Genomic DNA, 24,504 nt, shown 5'->3' with positions numbered 1-24,504 from the left:
GGATCATGGATCCTTTGATCGTCAAGGCCGGATCCATGGCCGGCCGCTTCCAACGTTTCTGTGCATACTCGCATCGTTCCGCCCTTCAGCGCAGAACGGCCTCGGCTACGCCGGCCAGCGCGCATAGCGCGACAACGGCGAGCGGCGGCGCTTTCCAGCGAATCAGGAGGACGAATCCCACGCACGCGATGGCGAAATCGGCCACGGAACGCACCGCGCTGATCCATACAGGCGAATAGAGTGCGGTCGCCAACAGGCCGACAACAGCCGCGTTCGCGCCGGCGAGCGCCGCCGTCATTGAGGGATGCGCGCGCAACGATTGCCAGTAAGGCAAGGCCGCCAGCACGAGCAGAAATCCGGGCAGGAAAATGCCCGCCGTGGCAAGCAGCGCGCCGCTCCAGCGGTTCGGCACGCCGGTCGCCATCCAGCCGAGGAACGAGGCAAACGTGAAGAGCGGCCCCGGAATCGCCTGGGCCGCGCCGTAGCCGGCCAGAAAATCGTTCGGCGTTACCCATCCCGGAGCGACCGTTTGCTGCTGCAGCAACGGAAGCACCACGTGACCACCACCGAACACGAGCGCACCGGAACGATAGAACGCGTCGAAGACCGCGACGGCTTGGCTGGCATCGAATCGCGCCAAGGTGGGCAGACCGAAGAGCAGGGCAAAGAAGAGCACCAGCGCCAACACTCCTGCTTTGCGGGATACATGGAATTCCTGTGCATGCCGCGGACTCGCCATTGCATCGGACGATACGCCGGATCTGCAAACCACCAGACCGAGGGCCGCTCCGCACACAATCACCGCAAGTTGCGCGTACACCGTAGACAGCAGGGCGGATATGGCGACAGCGACCAACGCGATCGCCGCGCGCCGGCGATCCGGGCAAAGGCGCCGCGCCATGTCCCATACGGCTTGGGCGACTACTGCAACGGCCACGAGCTTCAGACCGTGGATGAACCCCAATCCGATTGGACCACCCAGGTTGGGAGCAAGGACCGCAAACAACAGCAGCAACAGGACCGACGGCAAGGTAAATCCGCTCCATGCCGCCAGGCCGCCGAGCCAGCCAGCCCTCAGAAGCCCGACGGAAAACCCGACCTGGCTGCTGGCCGGACCCGGCAGGAACTGGCACAGCCCGACGAGATCGGTGAACGTTTCGTCATCCAGCCAACGCCGACGTTCGACGAACTCGCGGCGGAAATAGCCGATATGGGCGACCGGGCCACCGAAACACGTCAGCCCCAGCTTGAGAAATACGCCGGCAACTTCCAGGGCCGCAGCGACCTGTGGCGGATGAGTCGGGGACGTGTCGGATCTCATGATTTCGTGTCTCTCACCAAATTTACGCCCTCCCTTTATAGAGCGCGTTCAACTCTGACAACTCTTCCGTCAATTTATCCTTAAGTTCCTGCGGCCCTATGATCTTCAGATCCGAACCGTATCCCAGCAACTTCCGCGCGCCGAGCTCGATGGATTCGATGGGCATCAACAACTCTTTCCACCCTGATGGGACCTCTGCACGGCCTGCCTTCTGCAAAGCAGGCGAGGTTTTGATGCGTGCGTTGACCAACCAGTCCTCACCGCGCGGCGATACGGCGATATGAGCCGTCAACCGATAGAGATCGGTTTCGTACCGGCTCATGGCGTCACGCCAGTGTTTCGCCAGATCGAATCGAACAGGACGCTTGAAACGGCGGCGAGAGGACTTGAGCTCATGAATATTCGCTAGCCGAAAAGTCAGTGCGTCGGGCTTGCCCACCACCCTGGCAATCAGGTACCAGGCACCTCCTTTGAGCACCAAGCCGAGCGGTTCAAGTTCGCGGTGGGACAAACCACGCCAACTCTCATACTTCACTTCGATCCGGTGCGAACTCCACACGGCATTAGCGACTTCACGCAGGAATAACGGCGTTTCCTGGGCACGATACCAATCGACAGTATCAATGTGCAGGCGGCTGGCGACACGATCAGCGTGCTCCCGAGAGTCCGGAGGCAGGCTGGCGATCATCTTAAGTCGCGCGGAGTTTGCCATGCCGTCCAGGCCCAGTTCCGTCGCCGGCCCAGGCAAACCTGCCAGGAACAGGGCGTGCGCTTCATCTTCAGTGAGCCCTGTGAGATCCGTGCTCCAACCCTCGCGCAATTGAAATCCCCCGTTGCGGCCTCGATCCCCCCAGATGGGCACGCCGGCAGTGGAGAGCTGATCGATATCGCGCAGGATCGTGCGCTCGGAGACCTCCAGTGCTTCAGCCAAAGCCGGTGCGGTCATACGCCCACGCGCTTGCAGCATCATCATGATCGACAAAAGGCGGCTGGCTTTCATGAATGGCACCTTACCTCAAATACATGACATAAGGTGTCATGTTATCGGACTTATTATTTGCCACACTACTAATCTGCGTCGATCGATGTGAAGGTCAAACATGAACGAGAGCACTCGCGACAAGCAACTCAAGGTTGCTCCTCAACTGGCGCACTGGCCGCTGCGGTCTGCCGAGACGCATCGACTTGTGCCAACAGCCCGCTCGGCTATCCACGCGTAACCTTACCTTTGGCATAAAAAATGAAAATAATTTCTGGTCCCCTCAGCATGTTCGGTGCGAAAGTCGAGATCGCGGCGCACGAGAAGGGTATCGACTTCGAATTGGTGATGACCCCGTTCAGCCAGCAGCGCGGTTACGAACCCAAACATCCAGACGTATTGCGCACCAATCCGAAACGCCAGGTGCCGGTGTTGATCGACGGCAACCTGGAGATTTTCGATTCCACGCAGATATTCGAGTACTTTGAAGACCTGAAACCCAATCCCGCCTTATGGCCGGCGCATCCACGGGAGCGCGCCATGGCGCGTCAGCTTGAACACTGTTCCGATGAAATTTATTTTCCGCACATTGTCCGACTAATGGGGCTGGAAGATACGCCTGACGATCCCGCGGCGCAGACTGCGCGCAACGAAGCGGCGCAATACTATCTGCGCATGGAACGTGTTCTTGCGGATCGAGAGTTTCTGGCCGGGACCTATTCTTATGCCGACATTGCGTTTTACATGGCGCAGCTGTTCGGCGCGCGCAAGGGTGCTCCGATGACAGGAGAAACGCCTAACCTGCTGGCCTGGCGTGAGCGAATGACTGCACGTCCGGCCGTGCGGAAAGTTGCTGGTGCTATGGCGGGGTATCTTGCCTCGATTGACAATCCGGTCCCGGCGTTTCTTCGAGGACTTTACTAAGAGCCTGAAACGGGCGGGGACGCGTGCGATTGCGACAACGGCTAAGTTGCCCGATCGAACTTGTGTACAAACCGCTGCGTCGCCCAGTCGATGAAGGCACGCAACCTCTGGCTCATGTGCCTGTCTGGCGGATACACGAGGAAGAAGGGGTGGGGATCGGGTTGCCATGCCGACAAAACAGGCACAAGCTCGCCACGCGCGATTGCACCCTTCACAGCATAGGTGAAAGTCTGAATCACACCGAGTCCTGCCAGCGCAGCCGCGACGTGTGCGTTGCTCTCGTTGATCCCCATGCCCTTTACGCCACCGATTTCGAATCGCTCGCTGCCCTTCTGAAAATGCATAGGCATGACGCGCCCGGTACGCGGTGAAACATAGCTCACGATACGATGAGCACTTTTCAACTGGTCGGGGTGCGTCGGTTTGCCGTGTTGTTTCAGATACTGCGGCGCCGCACAGGTCACCCATGGTGCACGGCCAAGTGGACGCGCGATTAGCGAGAGCTCGTCGGCGTTGCCACCGCGGACAACACAATCAACGTTCTCGCCAATGAGATCGACTCGCCGGTCGCTCACCCCGAGATCGATACGTATGTCCGGATATAGCGCAATGAAGTCGGGCAGGGCGGGGATCAATACACAGCTTGCGGTCGAGGATCCGATATCGATACGCAGCCGTCCGCGCGGGCGTTGATGTGCGCTGGAGAAACTCGAGTCGATGTCCTCGAGTTCCTTCAGCACGCGCGAGCTGCGCTCGTAGTATGCGGCGCCCTCGGGCGTGATGGTGACGCGCCGCGTCGTTCGCTGCAGCAGTCTGACGCCAAGATGCTGCTCCAGCGAACGCACCAGTTTGCTCACCGTGGCGAGCGGCATGTCGAGCGAGTCGGCGGCACGGCTGAATGCACCCGCTTCGACAACGCGGGCGAACACACGTATGGCAAGCAACTGGTCCATGTCGATTATCTACCTATGTGGATAAAGTTATCCAGTTTAGCCACTTTATTCAACACTCTCCCAGTTTGTACAGTGGGTGTCGTATCGGTATTGGCGCGACATTGCTGGCTGATCCTGATTGGAATATCGACCTTTCGTGATTATTCCTGGCCCTGCGGAGTTAGGAAAATCGCCCTTTCAAACGTACTGAGGTTTCCCATGACATCAACTTCGTCCGACGCATCGACATCACCGGGCATGGACCCAATGCGCCGCAAAGTGCTTCGTACTGCCGCATGGCTTGGCACACTGAGCCTCGGAACGGGCCTCGCAACTGTACGGGATGCGGAGGCAAACGCCATGGATATTGTTCTTCCATCAACCTCTGAAGCCGTCACGCCGTTTCAGGTCGCCATTCCACCCGGCGCGCTCCGGGACCTTAAGGTACGACTCGCAGCAACGCGCTTTCCCGAGAAGGAAACGGTCGACGACTGGTCCGAAGGCGTGCCGCTCGCGAAGATGAAAGCGCTCGTGGAGTATTGGCGATCCAGCTACGATATGCACCGTCTCGAACGGCGGCTGAACAGCGTGCCCCAATACCGGACTCAGATCGACGGTCTCGGCATCCACTTCTTGCATGTGCGGTCGAAACACGAGAACGCGCTGCCGATTGTTCTTACCCATGGTTGGCCAGGCTCCGTTATAGAGTTCCTCAAAGTTATTGGGCCGTTAACAGATCCGACAGCACATGGTGGTACAGCCGATGACGCTTTCCATGTGGTCATACCGTCGCTGCCAGGCTATGGATTTTCGGACAAGCCGACTGAGCGAGGATGGGGCATACCTCATATTGCGCGAGCGTGGGCCGTGCTCATGAAGCGACTGGGATATACAAGCTGGGTTGCGCAAGGCGGGGACTGGGGCGCGGGAGTTACTACGTGGATGGCGAAACAGCATGTGGAGGGACTCAAGGCGATCCACCTGAACTTGCCAATTCTGTTTCCGCCGCCGGTCGAAGGAGAACCGACCGCCGAAGAGAAGGTTGCTCTCGCGAAAGGCGCTGCGTTCGCCAATTACGGCATGGGATATTCAAAGCTCCAGTCCACGAGACCGCAGACGATCGGCTATAGTCTTTCGGATTCACCGTCCGGTCAGGCTGCGTGGATATATGAAAAATTTGCGCAATGGTCCGACACCAACAATGAGCCGGAACGAGAGCTTTCGCGCGACGAGATGCTCGACAACATCACGCTCTATTGGCTAGCTAATACAGGCGCTTCTTCCGCTCGCCTTTATTTTGAAAGCTTCGCGACGGACTTTTCGCTGCAGAAGCTTGATATTCCTGTTGGCGTGTCTATCTTTCCCGGAGAGATCGCTCAACCACCCAGAATTTGGGGCGAGCGTACTTACTCTAAGCTCTTTTACTGGAATGAAGTTGCGAAGGGCGGACATTTCGCCGCCTTCGAGCAGCCGTCCATCTTCGTCGCCGAATTGCGTGCTTGCTTTAGCCGGATGCGATAGACGGCAGCGAATACGCAAGCCGTCCTGCCCGGCTCAAACGTCACGCCGCCCCTTCGCGCCGCCACCGTTTTATCCATGATGTTGCGATGCGACTCAAGCGGCAAGACGACTACCAGTCATCGAAGGGCGCGCGATCCGGGGTGGAAATACGCACCAGCAGCCGTCGTCGTGCCGAAAGAAAAAGAGTGTGCGCGAGCCGCCGGCAGCGGATGCCTCGACATGCACGAAGCGCCTCCTGTCTTCGCGGATATGTCCGAACTGTATGACGCGAATTTGAGTGTGCGGGGCAGGCGCAAGCCACTTTTCCACCAGGTAATGCAAGGACCTCTCGGCGGTGCTCATGGTCGTCTCCTTCTTTCGCCCGTCCCCTGTCGGCCAGCGGCCCAGGCGCTTCGACCTGAACATGTGCGACGGGGATGGTTACAGCGTAGACTCGGCAATCAATTTACGATAATTAATGTTTTTAACAATAACAATAATGCATTGTTTATGAATCGTTCCTCTGAAAGACCGTGATGCTGCGCATCGGCCAGGCCGCTTACGCTTTCCAAGAGACACAGCACGAAAGCGGCGGTTTGATTCGTATTCCAAAGTAAGCGGCTGGCGATGGCTCGTAAAACACGCGAGCTTCAGTGGCCGAAGTAGATCGAGTGAGTACCTGCGGTTGGCGCCGGCGCACCCGACTGCGATGAGCCATTCGGGATGCCGCCTACATCTTTGCTTCCCGGCGCCGTGACAGTCTGCGCTTGAACCCGCGCCTCAGCCGCCTGAATATCCGCTGGGTAGTACGCATCTTTGGCGGCCGGCCGGTACCCCGCTTGTTCTACCTGAATCAGATCCGCGCGTACTTCGGCGCGCGTCAACGGACCAGTCGCCTCTTGTGCGAAAGAAACAACCGGGGTGGCAAGTGCGCCGGCGATCAGCGCTGCATAGATAAGAGATTTCATGGTAATTACCTCCTGAACTTAGGTTGGGTCAGCTTGCGCTGCCGTGACTGATGCCTTTAGTCTCGCCACCGGATGGAAACGGGAGCGAGTGGTTCCTATTCTGTACAGCGAAGATTGATCCACGCTGACGCGCACATTACATTGTTGTCATGTTCGCTCCGCCTTCTGGATTGACGGGGGCCGCCCTGAGTCGCTCAGTTGCGCTGCGCGCAACGTGAGCTTGCTTGTACTTCCTATTTTGCGGGCGGACATCAACCCCATCTGGCTCATATCTTTCAATCATCGGGTTACCGGAAATCATGAAAGTTGGCCGCTTCTATCTGGATGTCGAGACACGTCGTCTGATGCTCGAACGCGAAGATATGCAACTCGGATCTCGAGCGTTCGACATTCTTCTCCTCATCGTCGCTGCGGGCGGCCGGCTCGTCACGCGGGATGAGTTGCTAGACGTGGTATGGAAAGGAGTCATCGTTGCGGACAGCAATCTCGACGTGCACCTCTGCAGCATCCGGAAGAAGTTGGGCTCCGATCGCAACCTCATTGTTACCGTACCGCGTCGAGGTTACCGTTTCGCGGGAGTGAAAAGCGGCGCGGAGCCGTTTGGCGCTGTGCAGGACGACAGGCAAGTCCCCACAGAAGCATGGACGCCGTCCGTTCGACGCGAAGAGGCGATGACCCTCCTGGGCGAAATCCTGAGCGCTCCGGCACTGCGATCGCGCAACAGGAAGGGAAGTCCGAGGTCGCAACTGGTTAGTCCGAAAAGAATTCGGGCCTGGCATTTGCGGATGGCGATCATGCGCAATAGTCTCGTCCCCGTTCGAGCCGCACGAATTGTCTCAGCCGCCCCGTCTGCAGCAGGTGCGCTTCGTTGCGCGCGTGCGAATCCCATGCGCCGACGGCGTCAATTGTGATCATGATCTTGAGTGGGCAGACGGACGGTTCGGCCGGGAGCAGCGGTGTCCCGGCGACAATCCTGCTGTTCAGGCTCAGGTTCGGCAAGCTTCCATGGCCACCGGTCTCCGGGTGGGCGCCTTGATCAATTCGGTTCTGGAAAAGAATGGACTTCAGGGCATTCATTAAGTGAATGGCTCGTCAGGGTGGCGGACTCAGTTGGCATCCGTTGGCCGGTCCGCTGCGAATAACAGTTACACTGGATAATCCACGTTCACGTGCCTGGAGACGTCCATGAGCAAGCATATCGTTGTATCGACTGCCATCAAGTTGCTGTGCGCAGGTGCCCTGGCCGGTCTGACTGCTACTTCGGCTCAGGCAGGCAGCGCGCCGGTGAAATGCCATCTGACCTTCAGCATGTCCGGATGGTCGGCCATTTATCAGCATGCCGAAGGACGCGGCAAAGTGAGCTGCAGTAACGGGCAAAGGTCTGCGGTCACGATCAGCGTGCACGGCGGCGGCCTCACCGCCGGCAAGTTCCACGTCAGCGGCCACGGTGAGATCACCCATGTCTACAGCATCAAGGATGTGTACGGCAGTTACGCGCAGGCTGGCGCTTCGGCCGGTGCGGGGAAGAGCGGTACTGCCCAGGTGCTGACCAAGGGAACTACGTCGATGGCGTTGAGCGGCAGCGGCGAAGGAGTGGACCTTGGCGTAGCGGTCGACGATTTCAAGATCGAACCGGTGCACTGAGGCATGAGAGATGGTCCCATGTATTCCCAGGACCTGGCGTTATAGCAGTGAGATTTGAGGAAGGCACCGGCAACTGCGGGCGACGCCATCGGATTTGATTCGGCCGGGACCGGACGTTCGACGAGATAAATTCGGAGACGCAATTCGATGCTCGTATCGTTAGGTCAACGACGTTCGACCGCCTATGGTCCTAGCACGCATCTGAGACGTCAGCGTAAGACGCACTTCGGCGACATTGAGACATTCGACACGGCCGGTTTGGGAGGTGGCATACAGCTACGGTCGAAGGTGGATCGCGAAACATATTCGGAGAATCTCATGTTCGTCTCGATAACCAGGTTAATACTGTACGTCCGCGATGTAGCAGTGCTGAAGTCCTTCTATCGTGCCCACTTTGACCTTCCGCTCACGGAAGAAATTGAAGATGAATGGGCCGTCCTTAAGGCGGGTGAGATCGAGATTGCGCTGCACCGCGTCGGGGAGCCCTACCGCAACCGAGCGTCAGCTCCCAATTCTTCGAACTCCAAGATCGTTTTCTCGCTGCAATCGGGATTGCCAGAACTGCGCGAGAAACTTGTAAAGGCCGGCGTCCCGATGCGTGATCTGAAGCGTTACGATGGCTTTCCCTATCTGATGTGTGACGGAGAGGACCCCGAGGGAAACGTATTTCAACTTTCACAGGCGGACTGACACGAGTGCTTCGTCACTGCCTGTAGCATACGAACGCTCGAATCGGTCAGGTGCGGTCACGCAATGCGACGGGCGGCTTCGTTGGCAATCTGTGGCAAGCCCCGCGATCGCAATGGGGTTCCGTAGCGCACGTTATAGACCGTGATACTGCACTCCTGCCATTTTCTTCAAGGACGCGATCCATGTGTTCTACGCTTCGCGCGGATGACTACGCTGCAAAAGCACACGAAATCGTATTGCCATTCCTGGAGGCCGACCTCTTTTCAGGTGTCGTGTTGGTCGCCAAAAACGACGAGATAGTCTTTCGCCAGGCTTTCGGCCTCGGAAACAGGGAGTGGGGGATCCCCAATACGCCGGAAACAAAATTTCGCATCGGCTCAATTACGAAGCAGTTCACCGCGGCCGCGATTCTCCGCCTCGCAGAGCGTGGCAAACTGAACGTTGCAGACCGGCTCGGCCAATATCTGCCCGACGCTCCGAATAGTTGGCACGACGTCACTATCCATCAGTTGCTAACCCATACTTCGGGAGTCCCTTCATATACGAGCCTGCCGGACTTCCTGAGTCGCATATCACTTGAAGAGCGAACGCCGGAGCAGATCATTGGGCTGACGAGCGATCAACCACTGGAATTCCAGCCAGGAGTTCGCTTTGTCTACAGTAATACCGGATATATTTTACTTGGCAGCATTGTGGAAAACGTCAGCGGCCAGACCTACTCCGCTTTTTTGACGGACGAATTTTTCCAGCCACTTGGCATGGTCGACAGTGGTTATGACCATACGTCGAAGATCGTCGATCGACGAGCCGCAGGGTACACCTGCGTCGATGGCAGATGGAGGCATGCAAGATTCATCGCAATGTCGTTACCGTATGCTGCCGGTGGACTGTATTCGACAGCGGATGATTTGTATCTCTGGACGAAGGCTCTCATGAATGGGGACGTGATCCAACCAGCCCGTCTTGAGGAGATGTTGCGTGACCACGGACATGGATATGGTTACGGCTGGTTCGTTGGGTCGGACGAGGGGCGCACTCGCGTTAGTCACGGTGGCGCCATAAACGGCTTCCTGTGCACTCTTGACGTCCACATGGATGACGACCTGACCGTCATCGTTCTTTCGAACCTCCAAGGCGCCGAAGTCCCGATGATTGCACAGCGCCTCGCGCGAGCCGGTGTCGGTCGGTATCAGCCGTGTCGCGAGATCACACCGGGAGTACCGGAACTAAAAGAGTTTGTGGGAGCGTTCCAACTGGGTCATCGGTATTTCCTGGAAATTTTCCTCGATAATGACGCGCTGTGTGCCAGCTTTTCTGGTCATCAGCGACTGCCATTAGCATGCTCTGGATCTGGGGTGTTCTTTTCGAAAACCAGCGACATAGATATCAAATTTGACCGTGAGGTGGACGGAAAGGTATCCACGGTAACTCTGCGAGAGCGCAATGTGAGGTTGGTGGGGCGGAGAGTGGATGATGCGGTTCGACGAACGGCGAATGGGCCGCAGCCGGGCAGTCGCGAAGAAACCCCAGCTATTTCTACGGACGTCTTGCAGTACGCTGGACGCTACCGCCACCCACGCATGTATGTTGAGGTGACCGTCGATGGCAACGAGCTATTCGTGCAAGCTACGGCACAACGCAAGCTAAAGGCCGCTTCCTCGGACGGTCGCTGTTTTGTCGTCGAAGAAGTCGGAGCCGAGATTACGTTCGAACACACAGAGAGCGGTGCGGTATGGGGATTGACTCTGCGGCAAGCTGGAATACAGCTACGCGCGTACAGGTTATTTGACGCATGTGCCGATCAGCGCACAAGCCCCGACGTCTGAGTGTCCGCTTTGTAGATGCGGGACGGGCCGCTCCGGGGCGTGATATGCCCTTTGCGCAAAGCGTACGTCCTATACGATCGCCGCGCGCGGTCATGGGACGCAGATCGACTTGAAAAGCCGACCGCCAGCATCTAACGTTCTTCGCAGGCTAACGAGGAGACGGCCATGGCAAGAATCGAAGCGAAGCTCGCGGAGATGGGACTGACGTTGCCGCAGACGCTACAGATGCCTGCAAACGTAAATATGTCATTGCCATTTGCTTGGGTGCGCGTGAGCGGCACACGAGTTTTTGTCTCGGGACACGTGCCGCTCAACCTCGATGGGACGATTGCGCAACCGGTCGGTAAGGTCGGCGCCGAAGTTTCTTCAGACGAAGGCTACGCAGCAGCACGCCTTGTGGCGCTTGCACAGTTGGCGAGTCTTCAGAAGGCGCTTGGGGATCTGGATCGCATTACGGCCTGGGTACGCGTCTTTGCAATGATCAACGCAGCGCCCGGTTTCGACCAGATGCCACGGATCGCAAATGGCTTCTCGGATTTGATCCTTGAACTGTTCGGGCCGGACATCGGTATGCATGCTCGGTCAGCCGTCGGCGTCGCGCTCCCTCTAAACGTGCCCGTCGAATGCGAAGCGGAAGTTGAGATCGACGGACTGCGCCCGTAAACCAGGATTGCCGCCGAAAGCCGGTCTCATAAGCACGTGTCGGAACCATCGCCTCACGTCGATCCAGGAACAGAAGATCTGGGACAGCCTTTGGGTGACTCAGAAGGGTCGGATGTGGAAATTCAGTGTCGTCCGAAGTCAGTAATGCCTCGACAGACCTCGAACTTCCGCAATCGGTCCGGATCAGGAGAGGATTTCCAGGCCGCCGCGAGCGCTTTTGCAAGAAAGCACGGTCGCGCCTAAGGATTTCCTAAGGAAGCGTCCTGCAAACTGACATCCAACGTTGGCTTAATTTTCTTGACGGGATGTCCCACATTGCGAAGAAGACGCGAAGTTTGCGCTGTCAGCGCCGCGTCCCTGCATGACGGTGACGGGACCCCTGGCTACCTACATGAGGGAATATGGACACAACAAAGCACATGGCGATGGCCAAGGTGCCGGAGATCACGCTTGGTTTCTGGATCGTCAAGATCGCAGCGACGACACTAGGCGAGACCGGCGGAGATGCCGTCACGATGTCGATGAATCTGGGCTACCTTGTCGGCACGATCATTTTCGCGGTGATATTCTTCGCCGCTGTTAGCGCCCAGATTCGGGCGAACTGGTTTAATCCGCTTCTTTACTGGGTAACCATCGTCGCTACAACGACAGTCGGTACGACGCTTGCCGACTTTGCCGACCGATCTCTCGGGATCGGCTACTCGGGCGGAAGTGCGATCCTTCTCGCTTTGCTGCTGGGCTCGCTCTTCACCTGGTACAAGGTGATGGGTTCGGTATCGGTGACGACTGTTTCTTCGCCCAGGGCGGAGATGTTTTACTGGGTAACAATTATGTTTTCCCAGACGCTCGGCACCGCGTTGGGCGACTGGACTGCCGACACGGTTGCGCTCGGCTACAGCGGCGCGGCCATTGTCTTCGGTGGCTTGCTGCTGGTGCTGGTTATTGCGCACTACAGGACCAAAATCTCATCGACGATACTGTTCTGGGCTGCCTTCATTCTGACTCGCCCGCTCGGTGCGGCGCTGGGTGACTTCCTCGACAAGCCAATCGACCATGGTGGACTCGCGATGAACCGTTATGCCGCTTCGATCGCGCTTCTAGGCTTCATCCTGACCAGTTTGATGGTCTTCAGGCAAAGAGCAGCAAAGGCCGCTCACTGATAACCGATTCCAGCCGCTCAATGGGCGTTCTCGATGGAGCCTTAAGAGGTGCTTAAGAAACCTGGAAATCTCAAAAAATATACTTCTCAAGCCTTACTTGTTGAGGCCGATAGACAGTCCGCAGTACAAACGTTTTTTCTATCGGGAGATTGAGATGTCCATTCAGGCAGTCGGTCAAAGTGCTGTACAAGCATCGACTTCGTCCGTCACATCGAACTCGGGTTCTGCGTCGACAACCCCAGCATCGCGCACCAGCACAACCGCTTCGTCAGATACGGGATCGAGTGCCAGCACGTCTACGGCATCGTATACGGTCAATATCAGCAGCGCCGCGCGCGCATTGATGGCGGAAGCCAGCGAAACCTCGGTGCAAACCGCGCAGGAAGCTGGAAAGGGCGATCAACAGGCGCAACGCCTGCTCGCCAGGGAGGCCGCTGCCAAGGCTGCTTAAGCACGCCCTCGGAGGTTCAGTTCGCAGGAGTGATCCGCCGCGCTGCGTCGGCGGCGGGTCTTGCAGCATCTAAACAAGTGACGCCTGTGGATAGAAACTCCCCGTTCCCCCACCTACTTGCTAAGTTCAAACGTAGTCGGCACCCACGTACTATGTCCCTCATCGGCGATACCGTACTTCCCGTCGCCGGTCTTTTGCAGGAACGCACACCATCCTTCGGCTTGCAGTTTTTCCCACTCGATGTGGACGCAATACTGCCCCTTGTCATTCACCTTCCACGTGCCTTGGGCGTTGCCTGTCCCATGTCTGAACTGCGGCGGCGCCTCCCAGTTGGCGACAAAGCTGCCCGAAGGGTCGTTCGTCCAGCGCCGGATAAAGCCCCTTGCGCCGGTGCTGAGCACTTTCGAGTCCGGAATGACTTGCATCAACTCGTCCTTGGACAGCTTCTGCGGCTCATCGGCCCATGCAGAGGAAGCGATGCAGGCAAGCAGAACGGCCGATGCCGCTGCCGCGACGCGGTTAGTCGAGGTCATGTTCGTCTCCAGTATTCGCGTTGCGCCAGACCGGATTGGCGTGGGGCGCGTGCAAGCCAATAACCATGCAACAAGCGAACCACGGCAATGGGATACGGCCAGACAGGGCGATGCCATTCTCCGCGAGCGGTTGATTTCAACGAAAGTGTTGCAGCGCTGAAAACTGCCAGAGTGGCCGCCGCATATCGCTCTGCATTGACCGCCCGCCCGGCACCCACCATGACAAACTGCCAATTAATATGTTTTTCGACCTAATAACGTCGAAAAAATATATTGGACGTATTACCGGCGATCTCGCACCATTCGTACCTTCCCAGCGCTCGCTGGGCGCCAATCCAATTCCAATTTCAAAGCCCGCAATACCTGAGGACACAGATGCCTAACTATCGATCGCGAACTTCGACTCATGGCCGCAACATGGCCGGTGCCCGCGCGCTGTGGCGCGCCACCGGAATGAAGGACGATGATTTCGGCAAGCCCATTATTGCGGTCGTAAACTCGTTCACCCAGTTCGTGCCGGGCCACGTGCATCTGCGCGACCTGGGCGCGCTGGTGGCGAAAGAAATCGAAGCGGCCGGCGGCGTCGCCAAGGAATTCAACACGATCGCCGTGGACGACGGTATCGCCATGGGTCACGGCGGCATGCTGTACTCGCTGCCCTCGCGCGAACTGATCGCCGACTCGGTCGAATACATGGTCAACGCGCACTGCGCCGACGCCATGGTCTGCATCTCGAACTGCGACAAGATCACCCCGGGCATGCTGATGGCCGCCATGCGCCTGAACATCCCGGTCGTGTTCGTGTCCGGTGGTCCGATGGAAGCAGGCAAGGTCAAATCGCCGACGGACGGCCAGGTGATCGCCAAGATCGACCTGATCGACGCGATGATCAAGGCGGGCGACTCCCGGGTCAGCGATGCGGAAGTGGCGGAAATCGAGCGCAACGCGTGCCCGACATGCGGCTCCTGCTCGGGCATGTTCACCGCGAATTCGATGAACTGCCTGACCGAGGCGATTGGCCTTGCGTTGCCCGGCAACGGCACGATCGTCGCTACGCATGCATACCGCAAGGGGCTCTTCGAACAGGCCGGCCGCTTGATCGTCGATCTGTGCCGCCGCTACTATCAGGAAGAAGACACCTCGGTTCTGCCGCGCAACATCGCGAGCAAGCAGGCCTTCGAGAACGCCATGGCGCTCGACGTGGCGATGGGTGGTTCGACCAATACCGTGCTGCACCTGCTGGCAGCGGCGCAGGAGGGCGGCGTCGATTTCACTATGTCCGACATCGACCGCATTTCTCGCAAAGTGCCGTGCCTGTGCAAAGTCGCGCCGGCAACCGACAAGTACCATATCGAAGACGTGCATCGTGCCGGCGGCATCCCAGGCATTCTTGGCGAACTGGCTCGCGCGGAACTGCTCGACCTGTCGTGCAGCAACGTGCATAGCGGCACGCTGGGCGACGCGATCGCCAAATGGGACGTCGCGGGTAGCGCGGGCGAAGAAGCGCAGAAACTGTTCCGCGCGGCCCCGGGCGGCATTCCGACCACCGTCGCGTTCAGCCAGGAAGCGACGTACGCTGCGCTGGATACTGACCGCAAGAGCGGTTGCATCCGCAGCAAGCAGAGCGCGTATTCGAAAGACGGCGGCCTCGCCGTGCTGTACGGCAATCTCGCGGAGAAGGGCTGTATCGTCAAGACCGCGGGCGTCGACGAATCGCAATGGATTTTCTCGGGGCGCGCGCGCGTGTTCGAGAGCCAGGACGACGCAGTCGAAGCCATTCTGGGCGACAAGGTCGTCGCGGGCGACGTGGTGGTGATTCGCTACGAAGGTCCGAAGGGCGGCCCCGGCATGCAGGAAATGCTTTACCCCACGTCGTATCTGAAATCCAAGGGCCTGGGCAAGACCTGCGCGCTGTTCACCGACGGCCGTTTCTCGGGTGGTTCGTCGGGCCTCGTGATCGGACACGCATCGCCGGAAGCAGCCGAAGGCGGCACGATCGGTCTGGTGGAAGAGGGCGACGTGATCGAGATCGACATTCCGAATCGCAAGATGCATCTCGCGGTGTCGGACGAGGTCCTGGCACGCCGTCGCGAAGCCATGGAGGCTCGTGGCGACAAGGCCTGGCAGCCGGCGAATCGTGAACGTGTGGTGTCGCAAGCGTTGCAGGCGTACGCCGCCCTGGCGACTTCGGCCGATCGCGGCGCGGTGCGGGACATCTCGCAACTCAAGCGCAAGTGAGGCGCTGCGGCCCTGCCGCGCTGAGGCGGGCAGGGCCACGAGACCGACAGGCCAGGTACGGTCTATCGGCCGCCGCGCTGCGAGGTTATTGTGCGCGGGCCGGTTGTTACTTCGTGAAGTGCCTTGCAGAAAGCGCGATTCGCGTCAGAAATCTCATGGACTATTTTGCGGCGGTACGGGCCTTCGTTTGCGCGGCGGAATTGCGGAGCTTTAGCAAAACGGCTCTTGAAATGGCAGTCAAGACCTCGACCATCTCGCGCTACATTAGCGAGTTGGAAAAGGATCTGGGCATTGCCTTGTTTAACCGGTCGACGCGCGGGCTCGTTCTGACCGAGGGTGGCAGGCTGTTTCGCGAGCACGCCATGATCGCCCTGCATGCGCTCGACGACGCGCGCCAGGTCACGTCGTCACTGAATCTCACACCACAAGGCGTGCTGCGCGTCACAATGCCGTCGGCATTCGGGCGCCGGCATGTCGTGCCGCATCTGCCGGCATTCATGTCGCGCTATCCCGACATCGACCTCGATATCGTATCGGCCGACGAAACGCTCAACCTGATCGAGGCCCGCATCGACGTGGCGATCCGTATCGGCGTGCTGCCCGATTCGTCATTGATGGCGAGGCGGATGGCGCCGCATCGTCGTATCGTCTGCGGTAGTCCGGCGTATTTCGAGCGCAACGGAATGCCTCGGAATCCTGAGGATCTGGCTGCACACAACGTGCTGCGCTTGTCCCTGATGCCGGACGACACCTGGTTTTTCATTCGTGTCGACGATGTGCATCCGTTGCCGGAGCACGAACCGATGCCGGTGCAATTGCGGGGACGCTTGCGCGCCGACGACTCCGACGCCGTGCTGGAACTCGCCATAGCCGGTTGCGGCTTGGCTCTTCTGCCGACGTGGCTCGCGTCCACTGCCCTGTGCGAAGGACGCCTGCTGCACGTGCTGCCCGAATGGGAGGCGCGCACGGGGCGCGCCGAACCCGCAATCTGGGCAGTTTATCCACCGAAAAAAATCGTTTCGTCGAAGGTGCGCGCGTTCGTGGATTTCTACGCCGAGACGTTTGGCGAGCCGCCGTATTGGGACGCCGGACTCGCATTCGAGCGTAACCCTTAACGGGCGAAGCGGATATCGAGCGTGCGCAGCCAGGTCTGCAAGCCGGCATCCTGGATCGGAATCACATAGGCATTGTCATTCGTTTCGTTGAAGTGCGCGTGCCAGTATCCCGGCGGCGTCACGAATGCCATGCCGGCTTCCCAGTCAACGCGCGTCGGATTGACGATACTGCCGTTCTCGTCCAACTCCGTACCCACCAAGGTGTAGACCCCCGGCTGTCCACCCGCGATGAAATCGAGCGCAATCGATTGATGGCGGTGCGGCTTCTGCACGGAGTGGGGCGGCACGATGCCGAACATCGCCCACAACACATGCGTGACGGTGCGCGTCTGCGGAAAGTTGGCGTTGCCCATCAGCACGCTGATGCGGTTGCGGCGGCCCGCATTGGCATCCTCCGAGACCTTGCGCAACTCTTCCTGCGCGCGGGCGGCGGGATAAAGCGTCGGCGCAAAGCGCGGCTGAACGCCGGTCGTGCCGAGATACGCCAGCAGCGGGGCGTCGTTGACGTAGTAGAGCGTAGCGGTCGTGTCGGCGCTCAGCACAGCGGGATCGCCGCCGGGCAGCGTGAAGAAATCGCCCTGCGCGAACGCAAAGCGGCTCTCGCCCTGCGTGACGCTGCCAGTCCCGCTGATGACATAGCAAACCTGCGAAGTCGCGTTCGGCGCGAGCGTCAATGCGTCCGCCGCGTTGATGCGCAGGAAACTGGCGCTCAAGCCCGGACTCGTCGCGGGACCAGGGCAGCCCAGTTCGGCGGAAAGGTCGAGCGGCACGATGCGCGTCGCGCCGGCTGCGTAGAGCGAAGGCGGAAAGTTGCGGAACGGCACCCGCGAGATGAGCTTCGCCCCAATGGGATTCGCGGACGAGGTGTATTCGAAGTATTGCGCATCCGAGGTGACGGCAGCGGGTTCGGCGAGAAGCTCCGGGGACGTTTGGGTCAGCATGGTCTGCTCCTTTGGACAGGGGAAGCTTTGTGTCAGGCCCGCCTTGAATCTGCGGGCGCGTTCGAAAGCTGAGCTGACTATAGGTGCCGGTCGCGGGCCTCAGAAGTACCCGGAGTCGAAATCACCTTTGCGCAAAGGGGCACGCTGGACGGATGGCCACTGTCATTCGACAACGCCGCAAAGATCGCAGACAATCGGTGCCCCCAGCCAACGAACCAGTCAGAAGAAGGATGGCGACCCATGCTGCACATCGAAGATCTGGCCGTTCCGCCAGACGGCTTTTTGGACGGCGAGCCAGAGGGAGCGGAGTTTTACCAAGCCTTCCAGACGGCCGGCCTGGATGACTTCAGCTTCGGTTATTTCGCCGTCTACCGGGCAGACAGGCTCGTGACAGTGGCGCCTTACTTCGTGATGGATTTTCGGCTCAATACGGTGCTTCCCAACGGCTGGCTGAAGAAGAGTTTGCATTGGATCCGCTTCAAGCTGGCTTGCATCGGGCATCCGACGGTGGATGCCGGCCGCATCCACGGGGAGGTCTCGGAGGAAACGCTCGCGGTCATCAACAGTCGGCTGGCGAAGAAGGGGAGTCTGCTCGCCTACAAGGGATTCGATCAGGATTTGCCGATGCGGGGTTTTGTCGCGGCCAAAGGCTTGCCCGTACCCGTGCTGGCCCTCGGCCCGGACTACTATCAGCGCATGAAGAGCGACCGCCGGAACCTGCTCAAGCGCAAGCTGAAGAAGGCCGCCGCACTACGCTACGAAGAGCACGCGGGTCTGCCCGATCACCTCGTCGATCCGGTCTATCAGCTATATTTGAACACCTATAACAAGGCTGAGTTGAAGTTCGAGAAGCTGACGCGGGCGTATTTCGCCAATACCCGCGACCTGAGCCATTATCTGCTGTACTTTCTGGAGGGCGACCTGATCGGGTTCACGCAATTGATCGGGAAAGGGCGCCATCTGGTCAACCGCTATATCGGTCTGGATTACGCCAGGAGCCATGAGTACGGTTTGTACTTCGCCATGTTTATCCGCACGGTTGAATTCGGCATTCAGGGCGGCTACGAGGAAGTCGAACTGGGCGCCACGTCTTATGAGTTCAAACGCATCCTGGGCGCTCGTCAGCATCCCACGTGGAATCATTACCGGCACAACAACGCGCTGGTCAACTGGCTTCTGGGGAAGTTGCGCAGCGTGCTGGAACCCTCGGAGTCGGAATTGCGGTAGCGTACGGGGTGGCCGCCTTGTAAAAACGATGCGCCCGCGCGTCTTACCTGAAAGTGTTGCCGCTGGCGTACCCCGAGCGATTGGGTGCGCCAGCAACGAAGAACGAAGCAGAAGAACAGTTCAGTCGTCCAACCAACGACAGGAGCACGCTTCATGAACGCTAATGCAAATGCAGCAGCCGCAACCGGTCTGAACGAGATCATCCAGCACGTGTTCGTGCTGATGCTGGAAAACCGGTCCTTCGACCATCTGTTCGCGCTGTCGGGCATACCCGGCATCGTCGCCGCCACGCCCGCCAACGCGAACACTTACAACGGCACCACCTACCCGTTCGGCGACGGCGCACCCGGCCAGATGCCCACCGACCCCGGGCACGAATTCGCCGACGTGGTCGAGCATTTATGCGGTGAGAATGTGACGTTCCAGCGGGGGCAGCCCTATCCGCCCGTCGACAATTCCGGCTTCGTCTCGAACTATGCGACCACCCGCTCGGAAGGCGCCCCACCGCAAGGCGGCGACGTGGACGACATCATGCGCGGCGTCGACGCCCGTACGCAGTCCCCCGCGCTGTACCAGCTCGCGACGCAGTTCGTGCTGTGCGACGGCTGGCATTCGTCGATGCCCGGCCCAACCTGGCCGAACCGCTACTTCCTGCATGGCGCGTCGTCGGCCGGGCTCGATCATTCGCCGACCTCGACCGAGATGTGCAATTGGGTCGGGCTGGATGGCCTCGCCTATCCCAAAGGATCGATTTTCGATGCGCTCGGCAAAGGCAGCTATCGCCTGTACCAGGACCACCTGGGCGATCCGCTCGGCCGCATACCGCAGGTCGCGTCGATCAAAGGCATCAGCGTATGCGACGTCGACGATCTGTCGCACTTCGAAGCGGACCTCGCCGCAGGCTACACGGCCCGTTATACGTTCATCGAGCCGAGCTACGGCGATGTCGTGAACGACACCTATAAGAACGGCAGTTCGCAGCATCCGATGGACGGCCTTGCCGCCGGCGACCAGCTCGCCGCCCGCGTCTACAGCGCGATTCGCAACTCGCCCTTGTGGGACAAGAGCCTGTTCGTCATTCTCTACGACGAACACGGCGGCTTTTACGACTCGGTCAAACCCGGCCCGGCAATCCCGCCGGGCGACGGCGCGCCCGCGACGCTGAATGTGAACGGATTCGGGTTCGACGTGTATGGCGTGCGCGTTCCCGCGATTGTCGTGTCGCCGTGGGTCGAAGCGGGCAAGGTGGATCACACGACGTACGATCACAGTTCGGTGCTCGCGACGCTTGAACGCCTGTTCGGTCTCCAGCCGCTGACGAATCGCGACAGGAGCGCCAATGACGTGCTGTCGCTGATTACCCAAACCTGCCGCCAGGACTGCCCAGAGGAGGTCGGAACATGACTCAGCCGACGCCCGCGCATGAGCGCGACCACGAAGACGTACCCGATTCCAGCACGCTGATGGGGCTGCTGCACGTGCTGCGCAAGTCCCACATGGAGCTTGTCGGTGAAGATGCGGCACACCGGCGCTTCAAGGAGGTCGCCACGCGCGGTGACGCGAGACGGTACATCGAGGAACTGATGCCGCACATGGCGGAGGAGCGCGAGAAGCGGCGGCGGCATCGCCACGGTGGCGGCAAATGAGGCGCGGTGGCTGGCCGGTTGCGTGATCGGGTGATCGACCAGCAAGGGCCGTCCGATGCCGTTACTTGACGGGGCGTTCCATGACGATGACTTCGCCGATGAATCTCGGATTGGTCGTGTGGCGCACGGTTTCAAAACCCTCGTGTTGCCAGAACCCGAGGGCGCGCGGATTCGTCGAAATGGCGGCCAGTTGCAGTCTCCGGCAGCCCCAATCCTTCGCTATCTCGTTGATCAAAGCCAACGCTGTCGTCCCGTGACCGCGACCCTGGTGCGCTTCGGAGAAAAGCAGAAGGCCGATCCATAGGCAATCGCCGGCGGGGTACGAGCGGATCACATCCGCACAGCCGACCATGGCCGGCCCAGCGTAAAACCCGAAGACCGATTTGTCCGCCGCATCCTTGCTGTCTGGCTTGCCATTGAAGAAGTCTTCAACGTCTTCTTCGGACGGCTGCCGACCTTCAACGAGTGCCGTGTACGAAGGCGCTTCCAGAAAGATGCGTAGCACGTTGGCGCGGTCGCTGTGCGAACCGCTGGCGAGGGGGCGAATAGTCAGCATCATGGACATGTCGAGGTGAGCGCGACAATTCTAGCTTTAGTCGCGCACGCAAGCGTAGGGACGCCACCCCATAAATGGCCGACCATCGGCATGGTCTATTCAGATATCCGCCCGCTGAGCCGCATCCCGTGTCAAGAGTGCCCCCGTCCGGCCGCTGGACGGGGGCATGAACGGGCGCTGGCTGTGCTGCTTAGAAGCGGGTCAGCATGCCGACGGCGCCCATCACCTGATTGCTCGTCGCGGAGTTGCCACCGGCGTTGTACATCACGGCAGTGTTGTTGTTGCCGATCGCGTGCTGGTACATCGCTTCAGCGTACAGCTCGGTGCGCTTCGACAGCGAGTAGCGCGCAATCGCGTTGACCTGGTTCCACTTCGGATCGGTGCCGATGTTCGACTTGCTCACACCGTTCAGATGGCCGTCCGTGAACGTGTCCATCAGGCCGAGAGAGAGTGCCGGCGTCAGTGCGTACTTGACGTTCAGTTCGTAGTTGTCGAAGTGAACCGAACCGTTCGAGGCCGTCAGGCCAAACGCGGACGTATTCTGGTACTGGCTGTGCGAGTAGACGAAGTTGACCGCCGCAGGGCCGAACGAATAACCAATGCCTGCACCGACCGTGCGCTGCACGTCCGCCGTCAGGTTGCCGCCGCCCGCGGTCGACTTGAACTCGCTCGGGTCAGCCGCAACGTTCTGATTGGCTGTGCCTGCAGGGGTGCTCGCTGCGCCCGAGCCGTTGATCTGGAGGTAGGCCGCGGCCAGGTGCAGCGGGCCGTTGTTGTAGGCTGCGCCGGCGCTATACGCACGATCGACGGCGAAACTGGTGCTGTTGCTGAACGCGTACACGCCGCCGAACTTGAAGCCGGCGTAGTCCATGCTCGTGAACTTCACCGAGTTGCTGAAGCGCACAGTATGTTGCAGGTTGTCGTTGTCGTACACGTGCGCGAAGCCCGAGTCGCCAAACGTGCCCGCCGTGCCGGACAGCGGCGCGACAAAGTCGACCATCGAGTCATACTGACGGCCCAAAGTGAGGACGCCGTATTGATCGCCGCTCAGGCCGACATACGCTTGACGGCCGAACATGCGGCCACCCTGGCCGAGCGCGCCGTTGTTGACGTTGAAGCCGTTTTCGAGCACGAAGACCGCATGCAGACCGCCGCCCAGGTCTTCGCTGCCGCGCAGGCCGAAGCGGCTGCCGCTGATATTGCCGCTTGCGAGCGCGACGCGCGCACTACCATGGCTGGGGGTACCGTTCTGAACATTGTTCGTATACGCAATACCGGCATCGATCAGGCCGTACAGCGTGACCGAGCTCTGTGCGTTGGCAGCGGATGCCGCAAGCGCGGCGCAGCCGGCGAGGGCAACGGAAATCTTTCTCATTGAATCACTCCAGTTCTTTGGAACAAGGGAAAACGGCGTGAGTAGACGAACCTGCGAGAAACAGCGTCCGGCAAACCGGGTCGCAACCCTGATGGGCTTCCATTGCGAGTGACGCTGCGGCAACGGCCATCGGTTGCGAAGTGAATGCACCCCACCGAAGGCGGACGAGTTTCGTTCGCGATGGACCGCGCCGGATGGGATATTCATCCTTGGCTTCGATCGCGACAGGCTTGACTGTTAATTAACAATGCAAACATCGATCAGCCAGGCGAGTCTACGATGGGTAAGTTTCAGTAATGAGGCCTTCGCGAAATAACACGTGGTCGGGAATATTTGCGGGCTCCGTCACATTGCCGTCAAAATGTAGCAACAACGCGGCTGTCAGATGGGTGAAGCGATGGTCGCACGCCGCCGCGCTTCGTTTTTACACGCGCTTTGGCGTTGCGATGATGCGACAGGCAGATAGCCGATGACGCATTCAAGCGGTCCGCTGGAAAATAGGGTGCGGTACGAGAAAATGACCGCGATGACGGCGTGCTCGGGCCGCGGTAACGGCCGTGTCCTTGGCCCTGGCTAATTCGAAAGGAGCACAATACTTGTACCCACGGGTGCCTCTATCTCAGGTGTGAAGGTGCGCGTCACTCGCCAGCGTACGGTCGGAAGAATCGCCCGACACAGTGGTGCGGACATAGCAGCCGGAGTAACGTCCGTCCGCCCGTGGCATTTAACTACGCGAGTATCAGGCCGTGCCGCGCAGTGCCAAAGTGGCGTTCGCCGCAGCCCGCAGTTCAGCGAGCAGCGCGTCACCCGGCCATGATGGCCGCACCTCGCTTCGCTCGGCTTGCCGCACGAGTTCGCATAGTCGTTCGTTCACCGGCGCCGGTTGCCCGAGGCGTTGTGCGAGGCGCACGACTTCGCCGTTGATCCAGTTGATTTCTGTGGGCCGGCCCGCCGCCATATCGTCGGACATCGACGAGCGCGCAAGCGGATCGATTGTCAGCATCGCGCGGCCGAGCCGTTCGAACAGCGCATCGGGCACGCCGAGAACACGCGGAATCCAGGTAGCCGGAAGCGGCGTCAATCTGGCGGGCCGTATGCCAGCTTGCTTGAGCAGCGCCAGTGCTTCTCGCTGCGCCATGGCAAGGCAGAGCCGGTAGGCGCGCTGCGAGAGCTCCTCCTTCAAAGGCCGGTTAGCCAGCGCGTTGATCGCATTGTTGAGATTGAGCAACAGCTTCGCCCACTGCACCGGCAGCATATCGGCATGCTGGACGAGCGGGAGCCTCGCTTTTCTGAACTCGTCGGCGAAGGGCTGCATGGCCGGCGCTTGCTTGATCTCCAGTTCGCCCGCCGAACCTTGATGAAATGCGCCAGGGCCACGTTCGACGACGTTGAATGGCACCATGCCCTCCAGCACCGTGTGTTGCGGCAGCGCGGCGCGCAGCACATCCGCATTGCCGACGCCGTTCTGGAAGCTCACCACAATCGTGCCCGGGCGAAGCACGCTGGCCAGTTCCGCCGCGGCTTTGGGTGTCGCGGCCGACTTCACGGTGACGAGCACGAGGTCGGCTGCTGCGGCGCGAGCGGCGTCCGTGGATATGTCGAGTTGCTCCGGCGGGACATGCCAGCGGCAATTGTCGTACCGCGACAGCGTGATGCCTTCACGGCGCAATTGATCCGCCATGCGGGCTCGCCCAATGAAGCTGACGTCGCTGCCTCCGGCAAGAAGCCGTCCGCCGACGTAGCAGCCAATCGAGCCCGCGCCGTAGATAACAATCTTAGCCATCCAGATTCTCTTGCATCCTACCCAATGACTTC

The 24,504-nt window shown here is 59.7% G+C and carries 24 protein-coding genes; 14 read left to right on the top strand and 10 right to left on the bottom strand.

The window, feature by feature from the left end:
• Positions 1-85: 85 nt before the first annotated feature.
• Together chrA and A6V37_RS25265 are read right to left on the bottom strand one after the other, a co-directional pair.
• Positions 86-1,321 carry a chromate efflux transporter gene (gene chrA / locus A6V37_RS25270; RefSeq protein ID WP_064286438.1) on the bottom strand — a complete coding sequence of 412 codons (1,236 nt, stop codon included), beginning with the start codon at positions 1,319-1,321 and terminating at the stop codon, positions 86-88.
• A gap of 22 nt (positions 1,322-1,343) precedes the next feature.
• Positions 1,344-2,321 carry a helix-turn-helix transcriptional regulator gene (locus A6V37_RS25265; protein ID WP_064269425.1) on the bottom strand — a complete coding sequence of 326 codons (978 nt, stop codon included), beginning with the start codon at positions 2,319-2,321 and terminating at the stop codon, positions 1,344-1,346.
• A 240-nt stretch (positions 2,322-2,561) separates the two neighbouring features.
• Between A6V37_RS25265 and A6V37_RS25260 the strand changes: the two genes are divergently transcribed.
• Positions 2,562-3,224: a glutathione S-transferase family protein gene (locus tag A6V37_RS25260; RefSeq protein WP_064269424.1), complete on the top strand. Its 663-nt coding sequence runs from the start codon at positions 2,562-2,564 to the stop codon at positions 3,222-3,224.
• Between the two features lie 41 nt (positions 3,225-3,265).
• Here the strand turns inward: A6V37_RS25260 and A6V37_RS25255 are convergent, their stop codons facing one another.
• Positions 3,266-4,177 carry a LysR family transcriptional regulator gene (locus A6V37_RS25255; RefSeq protein WP_064269423.1) on the bottom strand — a complete coding sequence of 304 codons (912 nt, stop codon included), beginning with the start codon at positions 4,175-4,177 and terminating at the stop codon, positions 3,266-3,268.
• A gap of 198 nt (positions 4,178-4,375) precedes the next feature.
• On the opposite strand from A6V37_RS25255, the gene A6V37_RS25250 reads away from it, so the two are divergent.
• Entirely contained in the window at positions 4,376-5,677 is a 1,302-nt protein-coding gene (locus tag A6V37_RS25250; protein WP_064269422.1) for an epoxide hydrolase family protein, read from the top strand.
• 93 nt (positions 5,678-5,770) lie between these two features.
• Here the strand turns inward: A6V37_RS25250 and A6V37_RS25245 are convergent, their stop codons facing one another.
• Positions 5,771-6,019: a hypothetical protein gene (locus tag A6V37_RS25245; RefSeq protein ID WP_064269446.1), complete on the bottom strand. Its 249-nt coding sequence runs from the start codon at positions 6,017-6,019 to the stop codon at positions 5,771-5,773.
• Between the two features lie 287 nt (positions 6,020-6,306).
• Positions 6,307-6,624, bottom strand: a complete 318-nt coding sequence (locus A6V37_RS25240; RefSeq protein ID WP_064269421.1) for a DUF4148 domain-containing protein — start codon at positions 6,622-6,624, stop codon at positions 6,307-6,309.
• A gap of 299 nt (positions 6,625-6,923) precedes the next feature.
• Between A6V37_RS25240 and A6V37_RS39465 the strand changes: the two genes are divergently transcribed.
• The 7 genes from A6V37_RS39465 (at position 6,924) to A6V37_RS40950 (ending at position 13,058) form a co-directional block, all read left to right on the top strand.
• On the top strand, positions 6,924-7,535 hold the full coding sequence (locus A6V37_RS39465; protein ID WP_075643557.1) for a winged helix-turn-helix domain-containing protein: 612 nt from the start codon (positions 6,924-6,926) through the stop codon (positions 7,533-7,535).
• A gap of 274 nt (positions 7,536-7,809) precedes the next feature.
• On the top strand, positions 7,810-8,268 hold the full coding sequence (locus A6V37_RS25230; RefSeq protein ID WP_064269419.1) for a hypothetical protein: 459 nt from the start codon (positions 7,810-7,812) through the stop codon (positions 8,266-8,268).
• Positions 8,269-8,586: 318 nt separating this feature from the next.
• The gene (locus A6V37_RS25225; protein WP_064269445.1) at positions 8,587-8,958 is read left to right on the top strand and encodes a VOC family protein; all 372 of its coding nucleotides are present in this window, start codon (positions 8,587-8,589) and stop codon (positions 8,956-8,958) included.
• Positions 8,959-9,140: 182 nt separating this feature from the next.
• Positions 9,141-10,784 carry a serine hydrolase gene (locus tag A6V37_RS25220; protein WP_064269418.1) on the top strand — a complete coding sequence of 548 codons (1,644 nt, stop codon included), beginning with the start codon at positions 9,141-9,143 and terminating at the stop codon, positions 10,782-10,784.
• A 165-nt stretch (positions 10,785-10,949) separates the two neighbouring features.
• Positions 10,950-11,447 carry a RidA family protein gene (locus A6V37_RS25215; protein WP_064269417.1) on the top strand — a complete coding sequence of 166 codons (498 nt, stop codon included), beginning with the start codon at positions 10,950-10,952 and terminating at the stop codon, positions 11,445-11,447.
• 401 nt (positions 11,448-11,848) lie between these two features.
• Positions 11,849-12,607: a COG4705 family protein gene (locus A6V37_RS25210; protein WP_064269416.1), complete on the top strand. Its 759-nt coding sequence runs from the start codon at positions 11,849-11,851 to the stop codon at positions 12,605-12,607.
• 154 nt (positions 12,608-12,761) lie between these two features.
• The gene (locus tag A6V37_RS40950) at positions 12,762-13,058 is read left to right on the top strand and encodes a hypothetical protein (RefSeq protein ID WP_131799895.1); all 297 of its coding nucleotides are present in this window, start codon (positions 12,762-12,764) and stop codon (positions 13,056-13,058) included.
• A 113-nt stretch (positions 13,059-13,171) separates the two neighbouring features.
• On the opposite strand, the gene A6V37_RS25205 is transcribed toward A6V37_RS40950, so the two are convergent.
• The gene (locus tag A6V37_RS25205; RefSeq protein WP_064269415.1) at positions 13,172-13,591 is read right to left on the bottom strand and encodes a DUF995 domain-containing protein; all 420 of its coding nucleotides are present in this window, start codon (positions 13,589-13,591) and stop codon (positions 13,172-13,174) included.
• Positions 13,592-13,966: 375 nt separating this feature from the next.
• Here A6V37_RS25205 and ilvD point away from each other — a divergent pair, with 375 nt between their 5' ends.
• Positions 13,967-15,829 (top strand): dihydroxy-acid dehydratase, encoded by a 1,863-nt coding sequence (gene ilvD / locus A6V37_RS25200; RefSeq protein ID WP_064269414.1) that lies wholly within the window; start codon positions 13,967-13,969, stop codon positions 15,827-15,829.
• A gap of 155 nt (positions 15,830-15,984) precedes the next feature.
• Complete coding sequence (locus tag A6V37_RS25195; RefSeq protein ID WP_064269413.1) at positions 15,985-16,944, top strand: LysR family transcriptional regulator; 960 nt, start codon at positions 15,985-15,987, stop codon at positions 16,942-16,944.
• Here A6V37_RS25195 and A6V37_RS25190 read toward each other — a convergent pair.
• On the bottom strand, positions 16,941-17,885 hold the full coding sequence (locus A6V37_RS25190; protein WP_064269412.1) for a cupin domain-containing protein: 945 nt from the start codon (positions 17,883-17,885) through the stop codon (positions 16,941-16,943). The two genes, A6V37_RS25195 and A6V37_RS25190, sit on opposite strands and share 4 nt — an antisense overlap.
• 240 nt (positions 17,886-18,125) lie before the next feature.
• On the opposite strand from A6V37_RS25190, the gene A6V37_RS25185 reads away from it, so the two are divergent.
• From A6V37_RS25185 to A6V37_RS25175, 3 genes are all read left to right on the top strand, one after another.
• On the top strand, positions 18,126-19,112 hold the full coding sequence (locus tag A6V37_RS25185) for a GNAT family N-acetyltransferase (protein WP_064269411.1): 987 nt from the start codon (positions 18,126-18,128) through the stop codon (positions 19,110-19,112).
• 153 nt (positions 19,113-19,265) lie between these two features.
• The gene (locus tag A6V37_RS25180) at positions 19,266-20,516 is read left to right on the top strand and encodes an alkaline phosphatase family protein (protein WP_064269410.1); all 1,251 of its coding nucleotides are present in this window, start codon (positions 19,266-19,268) and stop codon (positions 20,514-20,516) included.
• Positions 20,513-20,758, top strand: coding sequence for a hypothetical protein (locus tag A6V37_RS25175; RefSeq protein WP_064269409.1), 246 nt, complete (start codon positions 20,513-20,515; stop codon positions 20,756-20,758). The genes A6V37_RS25180 and A6V37_RS25175 overlap by 4 nt, the downstream gene beginning before the upstream one ends.
• Before the next feature lie 61 nt (positions 20,759-20,819).
• On the opposite strand, the gene A6V37_RS25170 is transcribed toward A6V37_RS25175, so the two are convergent.
• From A6V37_RS25170 to A6V37_RS25160, 3 genes are all read right to left on the bottom strand, one after another.
• Positions 20,820-21,317 (bottom strand): GNAT family N-acetyltransferase, encoded by a 498-nt coding sequence (locus A6V37_RS25170; RefSeq protein ID WP_064269408.1) that lies wholly within the window; start codon positions 21,315-21,317, stop codon positions 20,820-20,822.
• A gap of 187 nt (positions 21,318-21,504) precedes the next feature.
• Positions 21,505-22,689 carry a porin gene (locus A6V37_RS25165; RefSeq protein ID WP_064269407.1) on the bottom strand — a complete coding sequence of 395 codons (1,185 nt, stop codon included), beginning with the start codon at positions 22,687-22,689 and terminating at the stop codon, positions 21,505-21,507.
• A gap of 739 nt (positions 22,690-23,428) precedes the next feature.
• Complete coding sequence (locus tag A6V37_RS25160; RefSeq protein ID WP_064269406.1) at positions 23,429-24,472, bottom strand: 2-dehydropantoate 2-reductase; 1,044 nt, start codon at positions 24,470-24,472, stop codon at positions 23,429-23,431.
• Between the last annotated feature and the right edge of the window lie 32 nt (positions 24,473-24,504).

The sequence above is a fragment of the Paraburkholderia ginsengiterrae genome, from assembly GCF_001645125.1.
Taxonomy (GTDB): domain Bacteria; phylum Pseudomonadota; class Gammaproteobacteria; order Burkholderiales; family Burkholderiaceae; genus Paraburkholderia; species Paraburkholderia ginsengiterrae.
Note: the sequence above shows the minus strand (reverse complement) of the source record. Positions and strands in the feature narration are given on the sequence as shown.